Source organism: Chondromyces crocatus (genome assembly GCF_001189295.1).
In the GTDB taxonomy this organism is placed as follows: Bacteria; Myxococcota_A; Polyangia; order Polyangiales; family Polyangiaceae; genus Chondromyces; species Chondromyces crocatus.
This window is the reverse complement of the sequence record NZ_CP012159.1, coordinates 410,790-432,663: the sequence shown is the minus strand read 5'-3', so window position 1 is coordinate 432,663 and position 21,874 is coordinate 410,790. Positions and strand designations below refer to the sequence as shown.

General features: G+C 70.0%; 19 protein-coding genes. 9 read left to right on the top strand and 10 right to left on the bottom strand.

The window, feature by feature from the left end; translation table 11 throughout:
* A complete protein-coding gene (locus tag CMC5_RS01595; RefSeq protein WP_050428760.1) occupies positions 1-381 on the bottom strand; it encodes a response regulator in 381 nt (126 codons plus the stop codon).
* Between the two features lie 242 nt (positions 382-623).
* Here CMC5_RS01595 and CMC5_RS01590 point away from each other — a divergent pair, with 242 nt between their 5' ends.
* Complete coding sequence (locus CMC5_RS01590; protein ID WP_050428759.1) at positions 624-884, top strand: hypothetical protein; 261 nt, start codon at positions 624-626, stop codon at positions 882-884.
* A gap of 204 nt (positions 885-1,088) precedes the next feature.
* Positions 1,089-3,392 (top strand): S46 family peptidase, encoded by a 2,304-nt coding sequence (locus tag CMC5_RS01585; RefSeq protein WP_082362153.1) that lies wholly within the window; start codon positions 1,089-1,091, stop codon positions 3,390-3,392.
* Between the two features lie 82 nt (positions 3,393-3,474).
* On the opposite strand, the gene CMC5_RS01580 is transcribed toward CMC5_RS01585, so the two are convergent.
* A complete protein-coding gene (locus CMC5_RS01580; RefSeq protein WP_050428758.1) occupies positions 3,475-5,454 on the bottom strand; it encodes an ABC-F family ATP-binding cassette domain-containing protein in 1,980 nt (659 codons plus the stop codon).
* A gap of 159 nt (positions 5,455-5,613) precedes the next feature.
* Between CMC5_RS01580 and CMC5_RS01575 the strand changes: the two genes are divergently transcribed.
* Positions 5,614-6,255 (top strand): universal stress protein, encoded by a 642-nt coding sequence (locus tag CMC5_RS01575; protein ID WP_050428757.1) that lies wholly within the window; start codon positions 5,614-5,616, stop codon positions 6,253-6,255.
* Positions 6,256-6,299: 44 nt separating this feature from the next.
* Here the strand turns inward: CMC5_RS01575 and CMC5_RS01570 are convergent, their stop codons facing one another.
* Genes CMC5_RS01570 through CMC5_RS01545 form a run of 6 tightly spaced genes read right to left on the bottom strand, consistent with a single transcriptional unit; the run spans position 6,300 to position 13,876 of the window.
* Complete coding sequence (locus CMC5_RS01570) at positions 6,300-7,859, bottom strand: carbohydrate-binding family 9-like protein (RefSeq protein WP_050428756.1); 1,560 nt, start codon at positions 7,857-7,859, stop codon at positions 6,300-6,302.
* A gap of 22 nt (positions 7,860-7,881) precedes the next feature.
* Positions 7,882-9,072 carry a hypothetical protein gene (locus CMC5_RS01565; protein WP_156338037.1) on the bottom strand — a complete coding sequence of 397 codons (1,191 nt, stop codon included), beginning with the start codon at positions 9,070-9,072 and terminating at the stop codon, positions 7,882-7,884.
* Complete coding sequence (locus tag CMC5_RS01560; RefSeq protein WP_050428754.1) at positions 9,069-11,192, bottom strand: patatin-like phospholipase family protein; 2,124 nt, start codon at positions 11,190-11,192, stop codon at positions 9,069-9,071. Before CMC5_RS01560 ends, CMC5_RS01565 begins: the two co-directional genes overlap by 4 nt.
* A gap of 6 nt (positions 11,193-11,198) precedes the next feature.
* Positions 11,199-12,887 (bottom strand): signal recognition particle protein, encoded by a 1,689-nt coding sequence (gene ffh, locus CMC5_RS01555; protein WP_050428753.1) that lies wholly within the window; start codon positions 12,885-12,887, stop codon positions 11,199-11,201.
* Between the two features lie 42 nt (positions 12,888-12,929).
* Entirely contained in the window at positions 12,930-13,331 is a 402-nt protein-coding gene (locus CMC5_RS01550; protein ID WP_050428752.1) for a hypothetical protein, read from the bottom strand.
* A 20-nt stretch (positions 13,332-13,351) separates the two neighbouring features.
* The gene (locus tag CMC5_RS01545) at positions 13,352-13,876 is read right to left on the bottom strand and encodes a hypothetical protein (protein WP_050428751.1); all 525 of its coding nucleotides are present in this window, start codon (positions 13,874-13,876) and stop codon (positions 13,352-13,354) included.
* A 194-nt stretch (positions 13,877-14,070) separates the two neighbouring features.
* On the opposite strand from CMC5_RS01545, the gene CMC5_RS01540 reads away from it, so the two are divergent.
* The 5 genes from CMC5_RS01540 (at position 14,071) to CMC5_RS01520 (ending at position 19,204) form a co-directional block, all read left to right on the top strand.
* The gene (locus CMC5_RS01540; RefSeq protein ID WP_245678222.1) at positions 14,071-14,778 is read left to right on the top strand and encodes a hypothetical protein; all 708 of its coding nucleotides are present in this window, start codon (positions 14,071-14,073) and stop codon (positions 14,776-14,778) included.
* 85 nt (positions 14,779-14,863) lie between these two features.
* Positions 14,864-16,045, top strand: a complete 1,182-nt coding sequence (gene thiO / locus CMC5_RS01535) for a glycine oxidase ThiO (protein WP_245678221.1) — start codon at positions 14,864-14,866, stop codon at positions 16,043-16,045.
* Positions 16,046-16,111: 66 nt separating this feature from the next.
* Positions 16,112-16,567, top strand: a complete 456-nt coding sequence (locus CMC5_RS46810) for an ArsR/SmtB family transcription factor (protein ID WP_218920217.1) — start codon at positions 16,112-16,114, stop codon at positions 16,565-16,567.
* Between the two features lie 80 nt (positions 16,568-16,647).
* Complete coding sequence (locus CMC5_RS01525; protein WP_050428749.1) at positions 16,648-17,109, top strand: Fur family transcriptional regulator; 462 nt, start codon at positions 16,648-16,650, stop codon at positions 17,107-17,109.
* A 127-nt stretch (positions 17,110-17,236) separates the two neighbouring features.
* A complete protein-coding gene (locus tag CMC5_RS01520) occupies positions 17,237-19,204 on the top strand; it encodes a permease (RefSeq protein ID WP_050428748.1) in 1,968 nt (655 codons plus the stop codon).
* A gap of 119 nt (positions 19,205-19,323) precedes the next feature.
* On the opposite strand, the gene CMC5_RS48890 is transcribed toward CMC5_RS01520, so the two are convergent.
* Positions 19,324-19,656, bottom strand: coding sequence for a hypothetical protein (locus CMC5_RS48890; RefSeq protein ID WP_342673921.1), 333 nt, complete (start codon positions 19,654-19,656; stop codon positions 19,324-19,326).
* A gap of 222 nt (positions 19,657-19,878) precedes the next feature.
* Here CMC5_RS48890 and CMC5_RS01510 point away from each other — a divergent pair, with 222 nt between their 5' ends.
* On the top strand, positions 19,879-20,835 hold the full coding sequence (locus CMC5_RS01510; protein ID WP_050428746.1) for a hypothetical protein: 957 nt from the start codon (positions 19,879-19,881) through the stop codon (positions 20,833-20,835).
* A 43-nt stretch (positions 20,836-20,878) separates the two neighbouring features.
* Here the strand turns inward: CMC5_RS01510 and CMC5_RS01505 are convergent, their stop codons facing one another.
* Entirely contained in the window at positions 20,879-21,871 is a 993-nt protein-coding gene (locus CMC5_RS01505; RefSeq protein WP_082362152.1) for an amidohydrolase family protein, read from the bottom strand.
* Positions 21,872-21,874 lie beyond the last annotated feature (3 nt).

Sequence of the window (21,874 nt, the reverse complement as noted above, 5' to 3'; positions counted from 1 at the left end):
TCACGGTGGGCGCTCCCCGCCGAGCAGGCTGCGCACCTCGGCCACGATGGCCTGAGGCGTGAACGGCTTGGTCAAGAACCGGCTCGCACCGGCGGACAGCACGCGGGAGCGCGACAGATCGTCGCCCCGGGTGGTGACGATGAGGATGGGCAGCGCGCGGAGCCGGTCCTGGCCGCGGATGAACTCGACCACCTCGAGACCGCCGATGTCCGGCATGTTCAGGTCGAGGACGACGAGGTCGAAGCGCTTCAAGGACATCTTCTCGATCGCTTCGAGGCCGCTGCCAGCCTGCGTGAACGAGAGACTGGGCTCGGTGCGCAGGCACGCCACGATCATCTCGCGCATCACCTTGCTGTCGTCGACGATGAGGAGCTCGCGCACGGGATTGCCTCGAAACCAGAAGGGTCAAAACCTAACAAGCAGTGGACGGTTCTCTATCAGGGATGCCCCGAAAGCAGGGCGGGGCTTTACCCGGGCCCCCCGCTGGCAGACATAGCGTGAAATTGTGTGATCGAGAGAGCCTGCTGGGCTGAACGGCCGAGCAATGCACGGGTGATCCTCGATCGGTGGAGGGAGGCGCTCCTCTCTTGCGAAGGGCTCTCCGCCCAGGCGAGGATGGGCGCATGCTGGCCGTCTTCGAGGTGTATTTGGTTCGCGGCAAGACCACCGAGGAAATCCTCAGCGCCGAGATCATCAAGGAAACGAGCGCTCAGGTCATGACCATCGACGAAGCCAAGAAGGTGGGCTTCGCCGGCCTGGAGCCCATGGAGGGGGTGGGAGAGGTCCGCCTGATCGCGGTGGCCCAGCGCGACGCGCCCTGGATTCACCGGACCCTGGAGGGCAGCTCCGCCGTCGCCTCGTTCCGCATGCACGAGGTGGGTTGAGCGCAGGCACGCGGTCGGGGACGGTTGGACCAAGAACCATCGCCCCGCCCGCAAGCCCGAAGTGAACCGAGCGCGGCCAGCCCTCGGTCTGGAAACGGTTGGAGCAACAAACATTTCTCGGCGCCAGTCGGCCTGAGCCGCAGCCCCTCCCGGGAGAGCACGAGCGCGTGGACACGTCCGGTGGACGGCGGTAGAGCCCGGGCCATGACCACCTCGCGCCGCCGTCGGGGCCTGTCGCTCCGCAGCTTCACGGGCCTGCCTCTCGCCATCGTCACTGCCGCCTGCGCCTCCGGGTGTGGCGCTCAGCCGCCCGTCGAGCCGGCAGAGCCGACCTTGCAGTCGGCCCCCGCTGCACCGCCCGCGGCGCGTGAGGCGAAGGCCCCGTTCGAGAACCCCGGCGGGATGTGGATGCCGGAGCAGCTCGCCTCGCACGGGCCGCAGCTCGAGCAGCTCGGCGTGAAGATGGATCCGAAGGCGCTGCTCGATCCGACGGCGTTTCCCCTGGGCGCCGTCGTGAGCCTGGGCGGCTGCTCGGCGTCGTTCGTGTCCGCCGAGGGCCTGGTGGCCACGAACCACCACTGCTCCGGCGGCGCGCTCCAGTTCAACACCACGCCGCAGGAGAACCTGCAGCAGGACGGCTTCCTCGCGAAGAGCCGCGCCGAGGAGCGCTGGGCCGGACCGACGGCGCGGGTGTACGTCACGCAGGCGCTCCGCGACGTGTCGAAGGACGTGCGGGAGGGCCTCGACGGGATCAAGGACAGCCTCGCGCGACAGAAGCAGATCGAGACCCGCGAGAAGCAGCTCGTCGCGGCGTGCGAGAAGGACCGCCCCGGGATCCGCTGCTCGGTGGCGGAGTACTTCGGCGGGGCCCAGTACCGGCTGATCGAGCAGCTCGAGATCAAGGATGTGCGCATGGTGTACATCCCCGCCGAGGGCATCGGGAACTTCGGCGGCGACATCGACAACTGGCGCTGGCCGCGCCACGGGGGCGACTTCGCGTTCTTCCGCGCGTACGTCGGCAAGGACGGCAAGCCCGCCGATCACGCGAGCACCAACGTGCCGTACAAGCCGCCGCACCACCTGAAGGTCGCCAGCACGCCGCTCGTCGCGGGAGACTTCGTGATGGTGGCGGGCTACCCCGGTCGGACGAACCGGCTGCGGACGGCGGCCGAGGTGGAGACGGCGTCGTCGTGGGAGTACCCGGAGCGGGTGAAGCTCTACAAGGAGGTGATCGATCTCCTGAACGGACTGAGCAAGGACGACGCGGCGCTCAAGATCAAGACGATGCCGCGGATCGACGGGCTGATGAACCGCCTGCTCAAGACGGAGGGCTTGCTCGATGGGCTGGTGAAGGACGGGCTGGCGAAGAAGAAGGCCGCCGTCGAGGCCAACCTGAAGACCTGGATCGCCGCGGACCCAAAGCGGCAGACGGCCTTCGGCGGCGCCATCGAGGAGATGGCGAAGATCCATGCGGCAGAGCAGGCCACGCGCGAGCAGGACGAGCTGGTCGACCAGATGATGGGCCTCGTCCGGCTGGTGAGCGCGGCGGACGCGATCGTGAAGATGGCGGAGGAGCGCCCGAAGCCCGACGCCGAGCGGGATCCGTCGTACCAGCAGCGGAACTGGCAGCGGTTCGAGCAAGCGCAGGCGGCACTGCAGAAGGGCTACGACCGGCGCATCGACAGCGCGCTGCTGAAGGTGTTCCTGCGGCGGATGGCGCTGCTTCCGGAGAAGGATCGGCCGGTGGTCTACACGGCGCTGCTCGGGAAGAAGGAGCCGACGGAGGCCGCGATCGATCAGGCGGTCAGCGGGCTGTTCGGCAAGACGAAGCTGGAGGACGAGGCGACGCGGGTGAAGCTGCTCGAGACGGCGACGACCGCGGAGCTGAAGCGCAGCCAGGATCCGCTGGTCAAGCTCGCCGTGGCCATGCGGCCCTCCCTCCAGGCGCAGCAGGATCGCAAGAAGGCGTACGCGGGCGCGATGAGCGCGCACCGGCCGAAGTTCGTGGAGGCGCTGCAGCAGTTCCAGGGGAGCGCGCTCGCCCCCGACGCGAACAGCACGCTGCGGATCACCTACGGGACGGTGCGCGGCTACAAGGCGAAGGAGGATGGCCCGACGTTCGAGCCGTTCACCGGCGTGAGCGGGATCCTGAAGAAGGACACGGGCAAGGAGCCGTTCGAGTCGCCGAAGGCGCTCCTCGAGGCGGTGAAGGCGAAGAAGTTCGGCCCGTACGTGCACCCGGCGCTCGGCGAGGTGCCGGTCGACTTCCTCAGCGATCTGGACATCACCGGCGGCAACTCGGGCTCGGCGACGCTCAACGCGCGCGGCGAGCTGGTGGGCCTGGCGTTCGATGGCAACTACGAGGCGATGGCCTCGGACTGGCTGTTCATGCCCTCGATCACCCGGACCATTCACGTGGACCTGCGCTACATGCTGTGGGTGATGGATGCGGTGGGCGGCGCGGACGATGTGCTGCGCGAGCTGGGCGTGAAGCCGTCGATCGACTGAGGTCGGCTGCACGCGCGGCGCCTCTCCGCTCGCGGCGCCTCTCCAGGGAGGCGCTGCGGTCAGTTCCAGGGAGGCGCCGCGGTCAGCCCTTGCCTGCGGCGTCTCGCTTCGCTTCCAGCTCTTCCCAGCGGGCGGTGAGTCGGGTGACCTCGGCCTTGGCCTTCTCGAGATCGGCGACCATGCCGGGCACCTCGGCGCCACGGCTGGCGTAGAGGGAAGGGTCGGCGAGCGTCGCTTCGAGTTCGGTGACGCGGACCTCGGCTTGCTCGATGCGTTCGAGGATGCCGTCGAGTTCGGCCCGCTCGGCGTAGGTGAGGCCCTTGGCGCGCGGCGCTTCGCGGGGACCACCCTTCGCCGCCTTCGTGGCCTCGGGGGCTGCGGTGCGCGCGGCGGCGGCGCTTGCGGCGGCGGCCTTGGCCTCGGCCTCGGCGTGCGCCTTCTGCGCGCGGAACGAGTCGAAGTTCCCGGCGTACCGGATGACGCGGCCATCGTCCTCGAAGGCGAGGATGGTGGTGGCGACGCGGTTCAGGAACCAGCGGTCGTGGGTGACGACGACCGCCGAGCCGTCCAGCTCGACGAGCATGTCTTCGAGCGAGGCGAGGGTGGTGACGTCGAGATCGTTGGTGGGCTCGTCGAGCAGGAGCACGTTGGAGGGGCGCGAGAGCATCTTCGCCAGCGCGACGCGGGCGCGCTCGCCGCCGGAGAGCGAACCGACGGGCTGGTTGATCGTCGGGCCTTCGAAGAGGAAGCGCTCCAGGTAGACCCGCGGCTCCATGACATGCTCGCCGAGGGGGATGCGCGCCCGGTCGCCGGCGACGTTCTCGAGGATGGAGGCTTCGGTATCGAGGCCGCTTCGGTGCTGGTCGAAGTAGGCGATGGTGGTGCTTTTGCCGAGCACGGCCTCGCCCTGGGTGAGCCGGGGCTCTTGTTCGCTGGCGCTGGCCTCGGCGGGGAGGTCGCCGAGGATGGCGCGGAGCAGGGTGGTCTTGCCCGTGCCGTTCCTGCCGACGACGCCGACGCGCTCGCCCTTGGTGAGCACGAAGTCGAGGTCGCGGATCAGCCAGCGATCACCGACGCGCACGCCGAGCTGTTTGAGTTCGAGGATGGAGCGCCCGGAGCGGGTGGTCGCGACGTGCAGCTCGGCGGCGCGTTCGGCCTTGGGCGCGAGCTGGCCCTTGGCCGACTCGGCGCGCTGGATGCGGGCCTTCTGCTTGCCCGTGCGGGCCTTGGGCTGGCGCCGCAGCCATTCGAGTTCGCGGCGGAGGAAGTTCTGCCGGTTCGATTCGGCGCGGGCGTCGAGCGCGAGGCGCTCGGCCTTCTGCTCCAGGTACGCCTCGTAGCCGCCGTCGTAACTGTAGACCTTGCCCTTGTCGATCTCGAGGGTGCGCTCGGCGACGCGGTCGAGCAGGTAGCGATCGTGGGTGATGAGGAGGAGGGCGCCGGTGTGCTCTTCGATCAGGTACTGTTCGAGCCACTCGACCGTCTCGGCGTCGAGGTGGTTGCTGGGCTCGTCGAGGATGGCGAGGGCGGGGCGGGCGACGAGGATGCGCGCGAGGGCGACGCGGCGCCGATCACCGCCGCTCATGGAGCCCACGGGGGCGTCGAGCCGGGTGACGCCGACGTGGCCGAGGATGGCGTCGACGCGATGCGAGACGTCCCAGCCGCCGAGGCGCTCGACGTCGGCGGCGGCCTCGGACTGGGCGGCGAGGAGAGCGTCGTGCTCGCCGTCTCCGCGGGTGAGGGCACGGCTCGCTTCGTCGTGGCGGGCGCGGGCGGCGTGCCAGGCCGCGAGCCCTGCGATCACGACGTCACGGGCCGACAGGGTGGGCTCGAACTGCGGATCCTGCGAGAGGATGGCGATCTCGGCGCCACGGCGGCGCATGACCGTGCCGCTCTCCGGCGCCTCGGTGCCCGCGAGGATGCGGGCGAGCGTGCTTTTGCCCGAGCCGTTGATGCCGACCAGGCCGACGCGTTCGCCGGTCCGGATGGTCAGGGTGACGTCGTCGAGGATGACGCGCGTTCCATACGATTTGCGAAGCTCCTGGGCTGTTACGACCGGCACGGCGGCGTAGCTTAGTCAGAATTGCGCGGATTGCTGCGGGAAGCGGCGCCCGCATCCGCGGTCGGGGAGGGCCGGCGCCCTGGCTCTTCTTTTTCGTCCCTCCAGAGGCTGGCGACAGGGGCCCGTGGGCCCCAAGGAGTTCCGGAAGGAGGGAGACTCATGGGGACGCAACAGCCTTCGGCGACGATCGTGGTGGGACTGGACTTCGAGGAGGAGGGGGTGCGCGCGCTGGACGCGGCGCTGCAGTTCGCGTCGAGCTTCCCCGGGGTCGACATCCACGTGGTGCATGTCGAGGGGGGAGGCGCCAAGCATTTCAACGGGACGGTGGAGCCGGCGTTCGATCGGACCGAGGCGCTGGTGCGGGATCGGGTGAAGACGCTGGCCCCTGCGCTGAACGACCTGAAGGGGGTGCGGGTGCGGACGCACATGCGGACCGGGTCGGCCTCGACGCAGATCGTGCAGCTCGCCGCGGATGTGGACGCCGACCTGATCGTGATCGGGACGAAGGAGAGGAACGGGCTGGAGCGGCTGATCTCCGGGTCGGTGGCGGAGTCGGTGGTTCGCCATGCGCGCTGCGCGGTGTGGATCGTGCGCCCCAAGGAGCACGAGAACGCCTCGGAGCTGCCGAACATCGAGAAGCCGTGCCCGCTGTGCGTGGCGAAGCGTCAGGAGACCGGCGGGCAGCAGCTCTGGTGTGAGACCCACCTGGAGCGGCACGTGCGGCCGCATGGCTGGACGTACACGTACAACTCGTCCGAGTCGCGAGACTCGACGGTGTACCGGACGACGCCGCGGGTCTGACCGCAAGCGCTGGCGGCGTGAGCGCCTGTCGGGAGGCGGTCGAGTCAGCGGTCGGGGTGGCCCACCCAGAGCCCGGGCTCGGCTCGATCGCTGCTCGCGGTGCCCGCCGGTGAGGGGGTAGCGGGCTTCGCTGGCGGAGGCGCGCCGGGATTCACGGGCTGTCCGGGCTTCGACGAGGGCGCTGCGGGCGATGGGACGTCAGGCCCTGCGGGGGCGCTGGCACTCGGAGATGCGCTGGGGAGCGGAGCGCTGCCGGGCGTTGCCGTGGCGCTGGCGGACGAGGACGGGGCAGGCGCGCCGCTGTCGACGCCAACGTCGGAATGCAGGGCGAACTTCACCCGCCCGAAGCGTTTCGCGCGGTGGAAGTTGCCTTCGCCATAGAGAGGCGACCAGGCGGTGCCGCCGTTGCGCTGCATGGCGTAGAAATTCATGCGCCAGGTGTCGCCTGGCGCTGGCGGGCTGCGCTGCGCTTTTTGAAACGACGCCCAGGGGATGCGCGCCTCGACGGTGTAGCCCTCGTCGCGATCGGTGTCGTCGTCGAGGGTGCCGTGCACGACGACGGCGCTCTCCAGGTTGGCGCTCCATGCCTCGTGGCCGAACGGACCGTCGGGACCTCCCCGCGGCGCGTTGTAGTCGTCGAACTGGCTGTCGAAGACGAGGTTCTGCGGGCTGATCTGGATCTCGTAGTAGTCCTTGTTGTCGCCGTCGCCGTCGGGGTCGATCATGATCTCGACGGTGTCGCGCTCCCAGAGGTGCGGGTCCTTGGCATCGGCCGGGAAGCCGCCGGTGACGTGCGCGTCCTGCACCTCGAAGGCGACGTAGAGGTGGGTGTCGTCCCAGCGGAGGCGGGCGTGGCCCTGGGCCGGGATCCGAGGGTTGGGGCGACCGGCGTGGGGATCGACGAACGGCGTCGTCTTGCGGGCGTCGCGCCACGCGGGCTCGTCGAGGCGGCCGTCGATGGTGATGGTGTCTCCCGGCGCGAGCTTGTGGGCGGTGAGCTCTTTGATGTTGGTCCTGCCGGAGCGCATGCCGGTGCGCAGGCGGAGGAGGGCGGTGCGGTGCTCGGCGTCGCCGCCCTCGCCGAGGATGGGGAGCCGCCCCTTCTGGGGGTGGGCGATGCCCGCAGCGATCGTGAGGTTCGGTGAAGGCTCGGCGGGGACGATGAAGCGGACGAGGTCGAGGTAGTACGGACCGGTCTTCCAGGCCGAAGGCGGGAGAGGCTGTCCCTGGAAGCCCTCCATGCTGCGGAGTGGACCTGCGCCGTCGACGTTGAGGACGAGCTGGCCGTTCTCATCCAGGAGGTGGGTGAACAGCTCGAAGCCTGGGTCGAGCGGCTTCTCGACGCGCCAGACCAGCATCGCGTCGATCTTGGTGCCCGGCAGGTAGATGGCCTGGCGGGGGGAGATGACGTAGCCGACGAGCTTGATCTTGCCGCCGAAGTCGACGTTGGTTTCGACCATCCCGGCCGGAGGCCCCGCGGAGATGTACGGCGCGACCTTGGCCTGCTGCTCCGGGGTGAGCTGCGGGGTCTTGTCGGTGCATGCGGCGACGAGCAAGGCGAGCGCGGCGAGGTGCTGGATGCGGCGGAGTGCGAGGCGGCGCATGGCGTCAGCGACGGTAGCGCAGCTACCGCGCGAGGGCGCAAGGATCAGCCCCGGGAGAGGGGGTGTCGCACACGTCCCGGCAGACGCCGACCGAGGCGGGTTCCCAGCCACAGCCGAGCGCGCGCAAGAGTTCGTTGGCGTAAGGGGCGTAGACGCGCTTTCGACGGATGACCTTGCGGCGCTGTGCGAGGGAGCGCTCCTGGGCTCGACCTCGCTCGCGCCACCCGGTGAGGCGCCCGTGGCTCGTCTTCAAGGCGTGAAGATCGGCGAGCAAGGCGGCGAGCGCGGGGCGGAGGTTCTGAGGAGGCGCATCGGGATCGGTGGTGTTCGCTTCGACGGAGGCGCGCTCGGTGAGTTCCTGCGCGACGGCGAGGAGGAAGCGGTCGAAGGGCGCCTCGCCAGCGAGCACCGCGTGGCGGCGGGCGTCGAGAGCGGCCTCGACGGAGGCGCAGAGGGGGGAGGAGGCGCCGCTCGTGCGGGCCGCTTCGCAGATGGAACGCGCCTGGTCGTACACGCAGCAGGTGCGGTCGTCGCGCTCCTGGAGGATGGGGGGGTGATCGCAGAACGTGCCGATGCTGCAGAGATCGAAGCCCACGTGGGTGCTGAGGCCCATGGCGTCGTGATGCGGCTGGCCGGTGTGGAGGAAGGGGCGATCGAGGGCGAACAGGTAGTCGACGGCGATCTCGGTGAAGAGGGCCCGGAACAGGCGGATGCCGCCGCCCTGGCTGGCGCGCAGGCCGATCTTGGCGTTGCCGTCGCCCCCGGCGATGACGCCTGCGCCGAGGAGCGCGTAGACGTCGATGATCTCCGAGGGAAGGAGGCTGAGGCGCATGCGAACGCCGCCCTCGACGAGAGGCCGCAGGGAAGCGCCGTCACTCCACGTGCCGAGGAGGCCGGCGCCATAGAGGCTCACGCGGACGCTCTGCAGATCACGGGCCGACCAGGGGACCACCTCGGCGGAGATGCCCGAGCGGAACCTGAGCGCGCCGCCCTGGCTCACGAAGGATTGAGGGAGCGCGACGGTGATCTCGTGCTTGCGCGACGGGAGCAGGCCCTCGTCGGGCAGGGTCGCGGGTCGGAAGATGGGGAGGAGGTCCTCGATGGAGTGATCCGGGGGGGGAGGATCGGGCGGCGGAACGGCCTGGGCGCCGGCGTCGGCGGTGGCGAGGAGCAGCGCTGCCGTCGCTGCGATGGCGTGCGTCGGGCGTCTCATCGTGAGGTCTGGCATGCGCCGAGGGGAGGGGCGACGCCGCAGGCGTTCAAGGTGTCGGGGGCGGGCTGATCGCAGCTCCTGAACCCTTCGGCGTGGGTGATGCCGCCGCAGAGCGCCTCGTTCTTGGGGAGCTCGGGGCTGCACCAGCGCACGAGCTTGGCCTCCATCGCTGCGTCGACGGTGCTGGGGTCGGAGGGGATGCCGAGGAGGCGCGCGATGTCGAGGCAGCGCAAGCGCCCTTGCTCGGCGCCAGCGCGGAAGAGGCGGCGCAGCTCGGCGGGCTCGAAGTTGTAGCCGTTCAGGGAGTCGACGGAGGACTCGTTGCGAAAGACGCCCATCACCCGCCAGAAGGGTTCGATGGGAGGCGCGAGGACGTCGGTGTCGTCGAGGCCGAGGCGCTTGACGCGCTGGGCTTCGTTCGCGTCCTCGGCGGCGGGCGCGGGAGGAGGAGAGGCGAGTTCCTCGGGGGCGCTCGGCGGGGGGAGGCCCTGGGATCTGGAGCAGGCGTCGCTCCAGGCGCGGGTCTCGCAGATCTTGTGGGCGTCGCAGGGAGAGTCGGGGGGACAGAGTGCGTCGCCTTCGCGCAAGCGCTCGCGGCATGCTTCGATCTCGGCCTGGCGCACCGACTCGGCGTGTCGCTTGGCGTGGACGAGATCGCTCTCGGTCACTCCGCCGACGGAGACGTCGATGTACCGCTGGGCGATCTCCAGGGCGTTGCGCAGGCGGTGGGTGCCGCCGAGGATGGAGTTGGCGCTGGAGACGACGAGCACGCGCTCGGCCCCGCGGCGGGCCAGCGGCATCAAGGGGATCTCGGAGCGGATGCCGCCGTCGAGGAAGCTCGGCTCGGTGGCGTCGAGCTGGGTGGGATCGTAGGGGAGGCCGACCGGGAGCTGCACGACGGGGTTGGCGATGACGGGGAGCAAGGAGGAGGCGAGCGCGGCCTCGACCACACAAGCAGGGCTTCGCAGCTCCGCTTGATCGCTGAGCGCGTAGAGGGCGCCGGTGCGGAACTCGACGGTGTTGAGGATCAGCTCGGAGCGGTTCTTCTGCATGCGCTCGTCGACGCAGCTCGACAGGACCTTGCGGATCCCGTCGAACTCGAGGACGCCCTTCTGTGCGGCGTCACCGATGTCGAAGAGGCGGGTGATGGGCGCGGAGCGGACACAGAAGAGGTCGGTGAGCGAGTAGCAGGTGAACCACTTGGGGATGTCGTCGAGGCCAGCGCGGCGCTCGGCGGCGGTGGTGGCGCTGTTGAAGCGGTCGACGGCGGTGGTGATCATCGCGCCGGTGCTGGTGCCGGACAGGAGCTTGAAGCGGAGGTCACGCCCCTTGCCGCAGGTGGGGTCGGACATGCAGCCGTGGATCAGGTGGAGGACCGACCACACCACGCCGGCGCTGAAGATGCCGGTGGCCGCGCCGCCTTTGACCACGAGGCCGGTGGTGTGGCGGTCGCGCTCGCGGCGCCAGCGCCGGTCGCCGATGTACTGCGCGGCGTGCTGGAAGGCGCGCTCGGCGCCCTGAAGCACGGCGGTCTCGTCGACGAGGCCTTCCTGGAGGACCTCGCCGACGGAGCGGGCGGCGCGGGCGATGGCCTGGCGGAAGCGGATCTCGTCGAGCACGCGCTCGAAGACGGGCCAGTTGGGCCGACCGAAGCCTTCGCACATCGGACCCACGGCCTCACCCGCAGTGACGGCGGTGAGCGCGCGGAGCCGGGTCTTGATCTCCTCGCGGCCTTGTTCGGGCGTCGTGGCTGCCAGGGCGCAGCGTGGCCCGGCGCCGAAGGCGGCGCAGGAGGCGATCTCCAGAAAGCCCGTCGGGCTCTGCGCGACCCGCTGGAGCCACGGCGCCACCTGGTGGCCGGGGGCGCTGCCCGAGCCCTGACCGAAGTAGCCGTCGATCACCTCGTCCCAGACGAGGCGCTCGACGACTTCCGCGCGCACCGCAGCGGGTTCGCGGAAGGGGTCACCCTTGCTGTCGAGCGCGCCGTTGTTGAAGGCCGCCGGGACGAAGTCGGTGCGTACGATGCACGAAGCTGCGCCCACGGTGAGCGCGCCGAGCAGCAGGGGCCCGGCGCGCCCGAACCGGCCTGAACTCGAGGTGCGAGCCGGTCTGGGGCGCATGAGGGGTTACTTGCGGCCCTTCTTGCGGGCGTCGCGCTCGCGCTTGCGCTGCGCCTTCTTCGCGTTGCGCTCGGTGGGGCTGAGCTGGCGCATCTTGGTCATGCTGGGGTCGTCACCACCGCCACCGCCCATGCCGGGCATGCCGGGGAAGCCACCCATGCCGGGCATGCCGGGGAAGCCGCCCATGCCGGGCATGCCGGGGAAGCCGCCCATGCCGGGCATGCCAGGGAAGCCACCCATGCCGGGCATGCCGGGGAAGCCGCCCATGCCAGGCATGCCGGGCATGCCGCCACCGGCCATGGCCTTCTTCAGGTTCTTCGCCATGGCCATCTGCTTCATGCCGGGGATCTTCCCGAGCATGCCCATGTTCTGACCGAGGCCGCCCATCATCTGGCGCATGAAGAGGAACTTCTGGACGAGTTCCGTCACGGCCTCGGGCTTGCTGCCCGAGCCTTTGGAGATGCGCTCCACGCGCTTCGGCTCGCGGATGAGCGCGTAGGGATCGCGCTTCTCGAGGGCCGTCATCGACTGGATGACCGCCTGGATGCGGACCAGCTCGCGGTCGTCGAGGTTCACGTCCTGCGGGAGGCCGCCGGGGAACATGTTGCCGATGGGCAGCTTGTCGACGAGGTCCTTGAGGGACCCCATCTTCTGGATCATCCGGACCTGCTCGAGGAAGTCGTCGAGGGTGAAGTCCCCCTGGAGCATGCGCGCGGCGTCTTTTTCGGCCTTCTTCTGGTCGACGACCTGCTCGAAGTCCTGCATCAGGCCGACCACGTCGCCCATGCCGAGGATGCGGCTCGCCATGCCGTCGGCGCGGAAGGGCTCGAATTTGTCCGTGGTCTCGCCGAGGCCGGTGAACAGAACGGGCGCGCCGGTGACCTCTTTGATGCTGAGGGCAGCGCCGCCGCGGGCGTCACCATCGAGCTTGGTGACGATGACGCCGCTGATGTCGAGCCGGTCGTGGAAGCTGCGCGCCGTCTTCACGGCGTCCTGGCCGATCATGGCGTCGACGACGAGGAAGATGTTGTCCGGCTTGGTCCGCGACTTGATGTCGGCCAGCTCTTTCATGAGCGGCTCGTCGATCGCCAGGCGGCCTGCGGTGTCGTAGATGATGACGTCGCGGCCCTGCTTCTTCGCGTGCTCGCGCGCGGCGGCGCAGATCTCGACGGGGCTCGCGCCAGGGATGTTGAAGACCGGGATCTTGAGCTGGTCGCCGAGGACCTTGAGCTGCTCGACGGCGGCGGGGCGCTGCATGTCGGCGGCGACGAGCAGCGGCTTCTTGCCTTCCTTGTCGAGGTAGCGCGCGAGCTTGGCGCAGGAGGTCGTCTTTCCGGAGCCCTGCAGACCGACCACCATGATCCCGGTCGCGCCGCTCTGGGCCCAGACGATCTCCTGGCCCTCGTGGGCCATCATGGCCTCCAGCTCGTCGTGGCAGATCTTGATGAAGTGATCGCTGGCGGAGACCTCGTGGGTCTCGCCACCGTGCTTCACCTTGACCTCCAGGGTGCGGCCGAGGGCCTTCTCCTTCACCCGGCTGAGGAAGGCTTTGACGACGCCGATCTCGACGTCGGCCTCCAGAAGGCTGAGCCTCACCTCCCGGAGCGCCGTCTCGATGTTCTGCTCGGTGAGCTCGGTGAGCCCGGCGAGCCGGTTGCGCGCTTGACGAAATCCCCGGGAAAGCGTCTCGAACATGGTGCGCGGTCTTTAGCACGAGGCCGGGCACGGGGAGAGCCCCTAGCGGAGCCAGCGGCGGAGGTCGGCCAGTGCCTCGTCGCACGTGGGCATGGCCGTGGTGCTCTCCTTGATCTTGTCCTCGGCAGTACCGAGGTCGCGGAGGATGTCGGGGGTGAGGCCGCTGGGGGTGGCGATCGCTGCGCGGACCTTGGCTTCGAGGGCGTTTCCTTCGAGGAGGAGGCGGTAGGCGTGGGCGCAGGCGTCTCGGGCGCGGGCGGCATGGGGCGTGGTCGCCGGGGCGCGCTCCAGGCTCTCCAGGTGACCGAGACGCGCCGAAGCTGGCTCGCTGGGGGCGTCCCGCAGAACGTTGGCCGCATGGAGGACGGCCGCGGCCTCGACCTTGTCGGCACCGGGGCCACAGGCGGCAGCGAGGAGCACGACGTGCGGGAGGGTCAGGCGCATGGCGCGCCGCGTAGCTGGGCTCATCGGGCAGGCTTGGGCGGCGGTCCCATCTGGATCCGCTCGCCGAGGTAGATGCCCACCAGCGAGAAGAGCACGCCGATCGAGCCCAGGATCACATACATGTACACGGGCATCGTGCGGACGGTCTGGCTCTGGATCAGGTAGTGGACCGTGGGGGCGGCGACCAGGATGGAGGCGAGCAGGGGCTCGAGGATCATCTTTCCCGGGGAGATCATGCCGAAGAACGTGCCGCCCAAAAGCCAGACGGGGATCGCGACGGACATGCCGTACGAGCCCTCGAAGTCGAGCTGATGGACGACCATGGGCAGGCCCACGACGAGCGCGGCGGTGAGGATGGCCTGCACCACGAGGGCGATGAGGCACCAGAGGGGCGAGAAGCCTCCCCGGCGGGCGCGGCTTCGGGCGCCGCGGTTGGGGTCGAGCAGCCCGCCGCACGACGCGCAGCGTCGGCTGTTCGGCAGGCCCACGCGGAGGGTGCCGCAGGTGGGACAGGCCGGGGTGGCGCTATTTTCGGGGCGGCTCATCGGGGCGCCTAGGCTAGGCAACGGTGGGGCGGTGAGCAAGGGAGGGCGGTGACGGGGTAGGGGGGAGGCAAGTGAACCCGCCGCGGAACTCCGCGGAACCCCTGGCTGGGTCGGGTGTCTGGGCGCTCATGGACCCGGGGTGGCCGAAGCCGCGACGCGCGGCCCGGCCATGTCGGCTATACTTCGAGGCAACCGTGTCGTCCGAACGCACATCCCTGGATGCTCGTCTCTCCGGTCCGGGTCACCCGTCCGACCCGAGGGGGGCGAGCTTCGAGGTGGCCGAGCCCGACCCCGAGTTCGCCGCCCTGCCGGCTCCGCCGCGTGCGGAGCGGACCGCGGCGGTGATCCTCATGGTGCTGACGGCGGTGGCCGCTGCGGTGATGTCGCTGGCTCTGCTCGGCGAAGCCCGTTACGCCTTCAGCGCAGGCCACCCGCAGGACGTCGGTGATCTGGCATCGCTGCAGCCGGGCGTGGAGCTGGAGAACCGCTACATCCGGACCACCGGGCTGCTCGGCACGTCCGGGGCCATCCATTATGGTCGAGCCGCCGAGGCCGACTCGTTCCGGGTGGCGCCGGTGGCCGGCAACCCGACGATCTGGGTGGAGATCCGGGTGCCCGAGGGCTTCGAAGGGCCCCGCTTCGTGCCCCCGACCTCGTTCGCGGGTCGGCTGGTGCCGCTCCCCAAGGCGGGCATCCGTCACGCGGGGCTCGCTGGGTCGGTGCGCGAGCAGACCCAGGTGTCCGTCCCCGAGGGGGCGTGGCTGTTGATCGATGGATCGTCGCCGCGCTCCTCGCGGTGGGCGGTGGCGCTCGTGGCGCTTTTCCTGGGGTTCGCGGGCTGGAACCTGGTCGGCGTTTTCCGTGTGCTCCGGCGGGTGAAGGATCGGCACGCAGAGAGCTGAGCCCGCGGTGTCCACGCGGCGCTGCGGGGGCCGCACGGTCGGGCCGCGTGATCGAGGCGTGCACGGGCGTGCTATGCCGGCGCCCATGACCGATGTGGTGGTGATCGGAGCCGGGGTGGTCGGCTGCGCGTCTGCGATCGCGCTGGCGCGGCGTGGTGCTTCGGTGCGCATCGTCGAGCGGGCCGGCGTGGAGACGTCGGGCGAAGGCACGGGTGACGGCGCTTCGTGGGCCGCGGCCGGCATCCTCGGGGCTCAGGTCGAGGCGGCCGAGGACAACCCGCTCGTCCGGCTCTGCCTCGAAGGTCGCGCCCGGTACGCGGTCTGGGCGCCGGAGATCGCGGCGTCGACCGGGCTGGACGTGGGCTACCGGCGCGCCGGTGCGCTGCACGTGGCGCTGGATGCAGAGGAGCGGGAGGAGATCGTCGGTCACACCGCGTGGCAGGTGACGTCGGGGCTCACGCTGGAGCCGGTCGATGGGCGACAGGCGCGCGCCATCGAGCCGGAGATCTCTCCAGCCGTCCTTGGCGGCGTGCGCTTCCCGGACGACGCCCGCATCGACCCGCCGTCGTGGATGCGCGCGCTGCGGCTTTCGGCAGGGCAGGCAGGGGTGCAGTTCCATTCAGGCTCGCCGGTGCGGAAGATCCTCGTGTCCGAGGGGAGGGCGTCGGGGGTGTTGCTGGAGGACGGGGCTTCGCTGCGGGGTGGCAAGCTGGTGCTGGCGGCGGGGTGCTGGACGTCCCAGATCGAAGGGACGGGGCTGCCGGTGGGTGCCGTACGCCCTGCGCGCGGGCAGATCGTGGAGCTGTCGACGGGAAGACGCCTGCTCGACCACGTGATCTACGGGCCCGGATGCTATCTCTCGCCGCGCGAGGATGGGCGGGTGCTGATCGGCGCCACCACCGAGTTCGTGGGCTACGAGCCTGGCGTGACGGCGGGGGCGGTGCGCGATCTGATCTCCGCGGCCGTGCGGCTCGTGCCGGTGCTGGCCAGCGCCTCGGTGACGCGTCTCTGGTCGGGCTTCAGGCCCTACACGCAGGACACGCTGCCGGTGCTCGGAGAGGGCGCGGTGCGGGGGCTCATCCTGGCCACGGGCCACTTCCGCAACGGCGTGTTGCTCGGACCGATCAGCGGCGAGATCGTGGCGGCGCTGGCGGCAGGAGAGCGACCGCCGGTGGACGTCGCGCCCTTCGCACCCGACCGGCTGCGCGTCGAGGGAGGCGCGCAGCGCGCCGAGGGAGGCGCGCAGCGCGCCAAGGAAGGCGCTTGACGCGATGCACTGCCCGATGCATTTGCAACTGAGTCACAAAGGGTGACGCTGCAGCGGGTTGATCAGGTGAAGCGAACCTCGAGCACGGACCCCCATTCCGAGCCTCTGTCCGAGCTGGAGACGGCGGCCTCACGGCGTGAGGAGAGCGATCCTGCGGCCCCGTGTGGTGGAGAGCCGCATGGCGCGCCTCCCCCCTCGAGCTTCGGCAAGGTCGCATTTCAGCGCGCGGCGGCGCTGTTTCGCGCGCTCGGCGATGTCGAGCGCCTCAAGCTGCTCGAATCGCTCGCGCAGCGTGAGGTGTGCGTGACCGAGCTGGCCGAGGCCTCACGCGCCCGGATGCCCACCGTGTCACAGCGCCTCCGCGTGCTGCGTGCGGAAGGGCTCGTCGTGCAGCGCCGCGACGGTAAACACATTTTCTACGCGCTTGCGGACCAGCACGTGGTGGAACTCGTTCGAAACGCGCTCCAGCACGCCAGTGAGTTGCGATCACCTCCCGCCGACGACGACGACGATCCCGTGTGAGCGAGGTGTCTCGGGTGCGGCTCTCCGGAGCGCGCGTCTCCCCCGCCTGGCCATTGCGCCCCTAGCCTCCCCAGGTACAAATGGTAGCCGTGTCGCATGCAGCCAAGCCGCTGACCCTCGATGAGCTGCGCGCCATCCTGCGCGACAAGGGGCTCCGGGCGACGACCTCTCGCGTCGCCGTCCTCGAGTTCCTGCGACAGGCCACCACGCCCGTCAGCCATGCGGAGCTCGCGGCCGAGCTGACGCCGCGGGGTTGGGACCGGGCGACCCTCTATCGCAACCTCATCGATCTGACCGAGGTGGGGCTCGTCCGTCGTGCGGACGTGGGGGATCACCTGTGGCGCTTCGAGCTGCTCAAGGAAGGTTCGGGGCACCGGACCGACGAGCACCCGCACTTCGTCTGCGACGCATGCGGTGACATCCTCTGCCTGCCGGACGAGAGCGTCCAGATCAAGGCCGCGCGCGGCGTGCCCCGCTCGCTCCGTCGCAGGGGCGTACAGATCCAGCTCAAGGGGCGCTGCGATCGGTGCATCGGGGCGTAAGCCCGGACGCGGTGACCGCCGCATGAGGGCGTGGGCGTGAAGCCGCGGCGTGCGCTGGCGACCGCATCGAAGTTGCATCTACAGATCGGTCTTGCTCGCTGACCGACGACAGGACTAGACCCCACGGGTGCTTCTCCTGGCACTCGCGCTGTCCCTGGCAGGGTTGGCGGTCGGCCCGCTGCTCGCCGCCCTAGGCCGTGGGCGCGTCGTCGCCGTGGCGGCGATGGAGGGGCTCACCCTCGGCCTGTTGCCGGCGCTGCTGCTGGTGCGTCACCTCCCGCACGTCGCCGAGGACATCGGGGCGGTCCCCGCGATCACGGCGATGGCAAGCGGGTACGTGGGGCTGCGCCTCATCGAGCGCTGGCGCCATGTGGCCGGGGAGCGGGTGGGGCGCGGGCTGATCCTCACCGCCCTCGCGATGCACGCGTTCACGGATGGAGCAGGCCTGGCGCTGGCGGCTGCCGCAGCCCAGCACGGTAGCTCCGAGGGCGTCCTGCTCGGCGTCGCGCTGCTGGTGCATCGCATGCCCGAGGGACTGTTCCTCGTGACGAGGTTCCTCCCCGAGCTGGGCTGGACGGGGACGGTCATCCGACTGGGGCTGGTCGGGCTGGCGACCATCGTCGGCGCCTTCGCGGGGGACACGGCGCTCTCTTCGGTGCCGCACGAGCTGTTCGATGGCTTCGTGGCCGTGGGCCTCGGCGCCATGCTGGCCATGGCGCTCCACACGCACACGGCCGTTCCCGCCGCGGCCTCACCGTCGGCGCGACGCGCCGGCGCGCTCGCTTTTCTGGTCGGAGTCGTCGCGGCGGTGAGCGCGCCAGAGCCCGCCGAGTTCCTCGTCGAGGCGCACCCGCGGGAGCTGAGCGTGCTCCAGTCGCTCGGCCCGCTCTTCGTGGCGACCGCGCCTTCGCTGCTGCTCGGACTGCTGGCTGCTGGGCTCGTGCACGCCTTCATGCCGCGCCAGCTCACGGCCTGGCTCCGCGGGGGGCGCCCTCCTTCCCAGGCGCTGCGCGGGATGGTCTTCGGCTTCCCCTTGCCGCTCTGTTCCTGTGGGGTCCTTCCGGTGACGCGGCGGCTTCTCGTCGCCGGGATCCCGACCGCCGCGGTCATCGCGTTCGCGGTCGGTGCGCCAGAGCTGGACGTCGGCAGCGCCATCCTTTCGCTTCGTCTCCTCGGCGTCCCGCTCACGATCGCGCGCCTCGTCGGGAGCGTCGCACTGGCGATGACGATCGCGCTCCTCGTGGCCATGGCGGCCGGTGCTGCGCGGACCGAAGGCCCACCGGGTGAGCCGGGAGAAGACCCGGTCTCGGCGGTGCCACCTCCGCCGGCGCGCCATCGTCTGCGGGCCGCCCTCGCGGATGCGGTCGGGCCCACGCTCGATCACGTGGCCGCCTGGTACGTCATGGGCCTGGTGATCGCGGCCATCTTCGAGGCCACGGTGGATCCCGATCTGGCGCTCGGCTTGCCGCCTCCGCTCGATCTGATCACCAGCGCGCTCGCCGCGATCCCGATCTACGTGTGCGCTCAGGGGGCCACCCCGCTCGCCGCCGTGATGCTCCACAAGGGGCTCTCGGTGGGGGCGGTCCTCGCCTTTCTGCTGGTGGGGCCTGCGACCAACATGGCCATCCTGGCGCTCTTGCGGCGCCATCTGGGGTTGCGCGCCGCGGTGACGTTCGCGCTGGGCAGCGCCGCGTGCGGTGTGATCATCGGTCTGCTCGCCAACGCCTTCATCCCTGCGTCGAGCGCGCCCGAGGTGCATGCGCTGGTGGCCCGAGAGTCGACGGTGGTGGAGTGGGTGGCAGCGGCCGTGCTCGCGGTGCTGCTGCTGGCGAGCATCCTGAGGCTCGGCCCTCGCGGCTGGTTTGCGACGATGTTGGTGGAACGAAGCGAGCCTGTGTCGGGTGAGCACGTCCATGTGCACGGCCATGGATGCGGGCACGGGCATGGTCACGAGCACGAGACCACGTCCGTCGATGCAAGCGCCGTCCTGTCGGAGCGGGCTCCGCAGTCCGCGACAGAGCGACGTGTCGAGGCCGGTGCGGGAGAAGCCGAGCTGTCAGAGCGCGCGCCCGCGTCCAGACGACGGCTCGCGTAGCGGAACGACGGCTCGCGTAGCGGACGGCTCACATCGCGAACTGCAGCGGACCGCGCAGCGGACTCGAGCGAGGCCCGAGTCCTGCGTCGGCGGGGGTCCTGTGCCGCGCGCTCGCCCCGTCAGGCGAGATCGACGCGGCCGTGATCGTCGCAGTGACCGTTGTGGTCGTGGTGAAGGTGGCCGTCGACGAGGTAGTCGACGTGATCCTGGTGGGGGACCGCCTCGTGTCCGCAGCCTGGCCCGTGCTGATGGTCTGCTGGATGGGCACCACAGGCATGGGACGGGGTACAGCCTGCGGCGTGATCCAGGGAGCACTCGTCGACGTGGCCATCGTGTTCGCGGTGGAGGTGGCCATCGTGGAGGTAGTCCACGTGATCGCCATGGCGGATGGCCTGGTGCCCGCAGTTCGGCCCGTGAGCGTGCTCGTGCGAGTCATGAGTTCGGTGGGTCACAGCGCATTCTCCGGTTGAGGGATTCGGGTGGAATCGATTGCTCAGATTCACAATCTAGCAACTGATGCGGTAACTATGGAGGGAGGCACGGGGTGGAGTCAAATTTTTGACCGGGCTCTTCGGGGAGCCGATATTCCTCGGAAAATGACTTACCGCTCCGGTTCACGCCGCATCCTTGGTCCTGTTGCGTCCAGACACGTCCAATGGCTTTGCGCCGCACTGTTGCTCGGTGTCGCGGCCTGCGGCGCGTCCAAGGAAGAGCCTGGTGCGACGGGCGAGCCGACGGGGACTGGTGCTGGCGGAGGTTCCGGTGGCGCTGGCGGCCAAGGGGCGGGGGGTGGGAACGAGGGCGGTGGGGCGGCCTGTGTCCCGCAGCTCGAAGGCGACACCTTGCGCCTCGCCGTGGGGGATACGATCGCCCCTGGAGAGGAGCGGACGCTCTGCCTGAGGTGGACGACACCGGAACCTCTCGACATCAGCGGTTTCGTGGGGACGCTCGGAGCGGTCGGGCATCACGCCTTGCTGCTCAGCCAGAGCCCCACCGCGCCCGATGGGGTGGCGCCCTGTTCCGAGGCCGAGATCATGGACGCGCAGCAGAACGGTGTGTTCCAGATGCTCGCTGGCGTGTCGTACGAGAGCGACGGCGTGTCCTACGATTTCCCGTCCGTGCCGGTGCAGGTCGGTCTGCACGTCCCCGCAGGGACGCAGCTCATCTTCGACGCTCACTTTCTGAACACGGGCGCGAGCGACCAGGCCGGTTGCGCGACCCTGGACTTGCGGCGTGGCAAGCCGGTCGTGGCGCGGCTGGCCTTCCGAACGGTGCTCCCGCCGGAGCAGTATGGCCTCGTGGTGCCCGCCCACGGGTCCACGGACGTGAGCTACGAGCAGGTGGCAGGGGAGCGCTTCCGGGTGGTCGCCGCTTCCTCCCACATGCACGAAGGAGGGACCCACTTCCGGATGAGCGTGAAGGAGACCGATCAGACCCTCTACGAGACCACCGCGTGGGCCGAGCCGCAGCCCACGATCTTTTCGGCCCAGAAGATCGTGATCGAGCCAGAGCAGACGCTGAAGCTCGATTGCTCCTTCCAGAATCCGCTCAGCACCGACATGCGCTTCCCCGAGCAGATGTGCGTGGGGGGCATGTACACGCTCCCCTGTACGCTGCCCGGAGCCTGCTGAGGCGCTGGCCGCGCCACCTGCGGGCGGAGCCGAGGAGAGCGGTTCAAGCCGTCGAAGTCCCGCGAGGAGGAGTGCCCGCGAAGAGGCGGAGGGCGTTCTGACCGAGCAGCGCTGCGAGCTCCTCCTCCGGCAACCCCAGGGTGACGAGCCGCTTGATCTCGCGGTCCCAGGCATACGGTAGGTTGGGGAAGTCGGTTCCGTAGAGGACCCTGTCGGGGCGGCAGCGCAGGAGGCGGAGGGGGAGTTCGACCGGGAAGTAGCCGGCAGCCACCATGGTGGTGTCGAGCCAGAGTCCGTCGTGGCGCTCGAGGAGGCGCTCGTACGCGTCAAACTCGTCGGCTCCGAGGTGGGGTACGCACAGGCGCAGGCGTGGATGCGCTTCGAGCACCCGCGCCACCCGATCCGCTGAACAGAGCGCGTGCGTGTCACAGCGGTAGGCGGTGCTCTTCGGCTCTCGGCCAGCGTGCATCACGAGAGGTCGGTCGGCGCGAACGCAGGCCTCGTACACCTCGTGCATCGCAGGGTCGTCTGGCGCGAAACACTGGACGTGGCAGTGCATCTTCACGCCCTGAAGTCCCATCGAGAATGCTTCGTCCAGGATGCGAGAGGCGTCCGCTTCTCCAGGCAAGACCGTCGCCAGGCCGATGATGCGCGGCTCGTCTGCGCACACGGCTGCCATGAACTGGTTCAGCGAGCGGGCCATGCCAGGTCGGTGCGCATAATGGAGGGCGACGATCTGGTGCACGCCACGCGAGAGCAGAAACTGCGCGACGTGCGATGCCGGGAGGCGGTAACGGATGGGCCAGCCATGGGTGTCGAACCACCGCCAGATGGCTTCGAAGACGCGGTCGGGAAAGACATGGACGTGCGCGTCCACGACGGGCGGCAGAGAGGTGGGCAGCCGCTCACCCTCTTCGTCGTCGAGGCCAGGCAGCGGTGCGCGTTCCATGGGGAGCCAGCCGGACGAAGAAGGCGGTGGCTCCTGGAGGTCGGCGAGGCACGGGAGAGGGGCGGAGGACATGGGCTCGGTGAGCATGAC

Bases quoted from the DNA above. Each gene is read 5' to 3' on its own strand.
- CMC5_RS01590 (WP_050428759.1), top strand. From the start codon at position 624: ATGCTGGCCGTCTTCGAGGTGTATTTGGTTCGCGGCAAGACCACCGAG.
- CMC5_RS01585 (WP_082362153.1), top strand. From the start codon at position 1,089: ATGACCACCTCGCGCCGCCGTCGGGGCCTGTCGCTCCGCAGCTTCACG.
- CMC5_RS01575 (WP_050428757.1), top strand. From the start codon at position 5,614: ATGGGGACGCAACAGCCTTCGGCGACGATCGTGGTGGGACTGGACTTC.
- CMC5_RS01570 (WP_050428756.1), bottom strand. From the start codon at position 7,859: ATGCGCCGCCTCGCACTCCGCCGCATCCAGCACCTCGCCGCGCTCGCC.
- CMC5_RS01565 (WP_156338037.1), bottom strand. From the start codon at position 9,072: ATGAGACGCCCGACGCACGCCATCGCAGCGACGGCAGCGCTGCTCCTC.
- CMC5_RS01560 (WP_050428754.1), bottom strand. From the start codon at position 11,192: ATGCGCCCCAGACCGGCTCGCACCTCGAGTTCAGGCCGGTTCGGGCGC.
- ffh (WP_050428753.1), bottom strand. From the start codon at position 12,887: ATGTTCGAGACGCTTTCCCGGGGATTTCGTCAAGCGCGCAACCGGCTC.
- CMC5_RS01550 (WP_050428752.1), bottom strand. From the start codon at position 13,331: ATGCGCCTGACCCTCCCGCACGTCGTGCTCCTCGCTGCCGCCTGTGGC.
- CMC5_RS01545 (WP_050428751.1), bottom strand. From the start codon at position 13,876: ATGAGCCGCCCCGAAAATAGCGCCACCCCGGCCTGTCCCACCTGCGGC.
- thiO (WP_245678221.1), top strand. From the start codon at position 14,864: ATGACCGATGTGGTGGTGATCGGAGCCGGGGTGGTCGGCTGCGCGTCT.
- CMC5_RS01525 (WP_050428749.1), top strand. From the start codon at position 16,648: ATGGTAGCCGTGTCGCATGCAGCCAAGCCGCTGACCCTCGATGAGCTG.
- CMC5_RS01505 (WP_082362152.1), bottom strand. From the start codon at position 21,871: ATGCTCACCGAGCCCATGTCCTCCGCCCCTCTCCCGTGCCTCGCCGAC.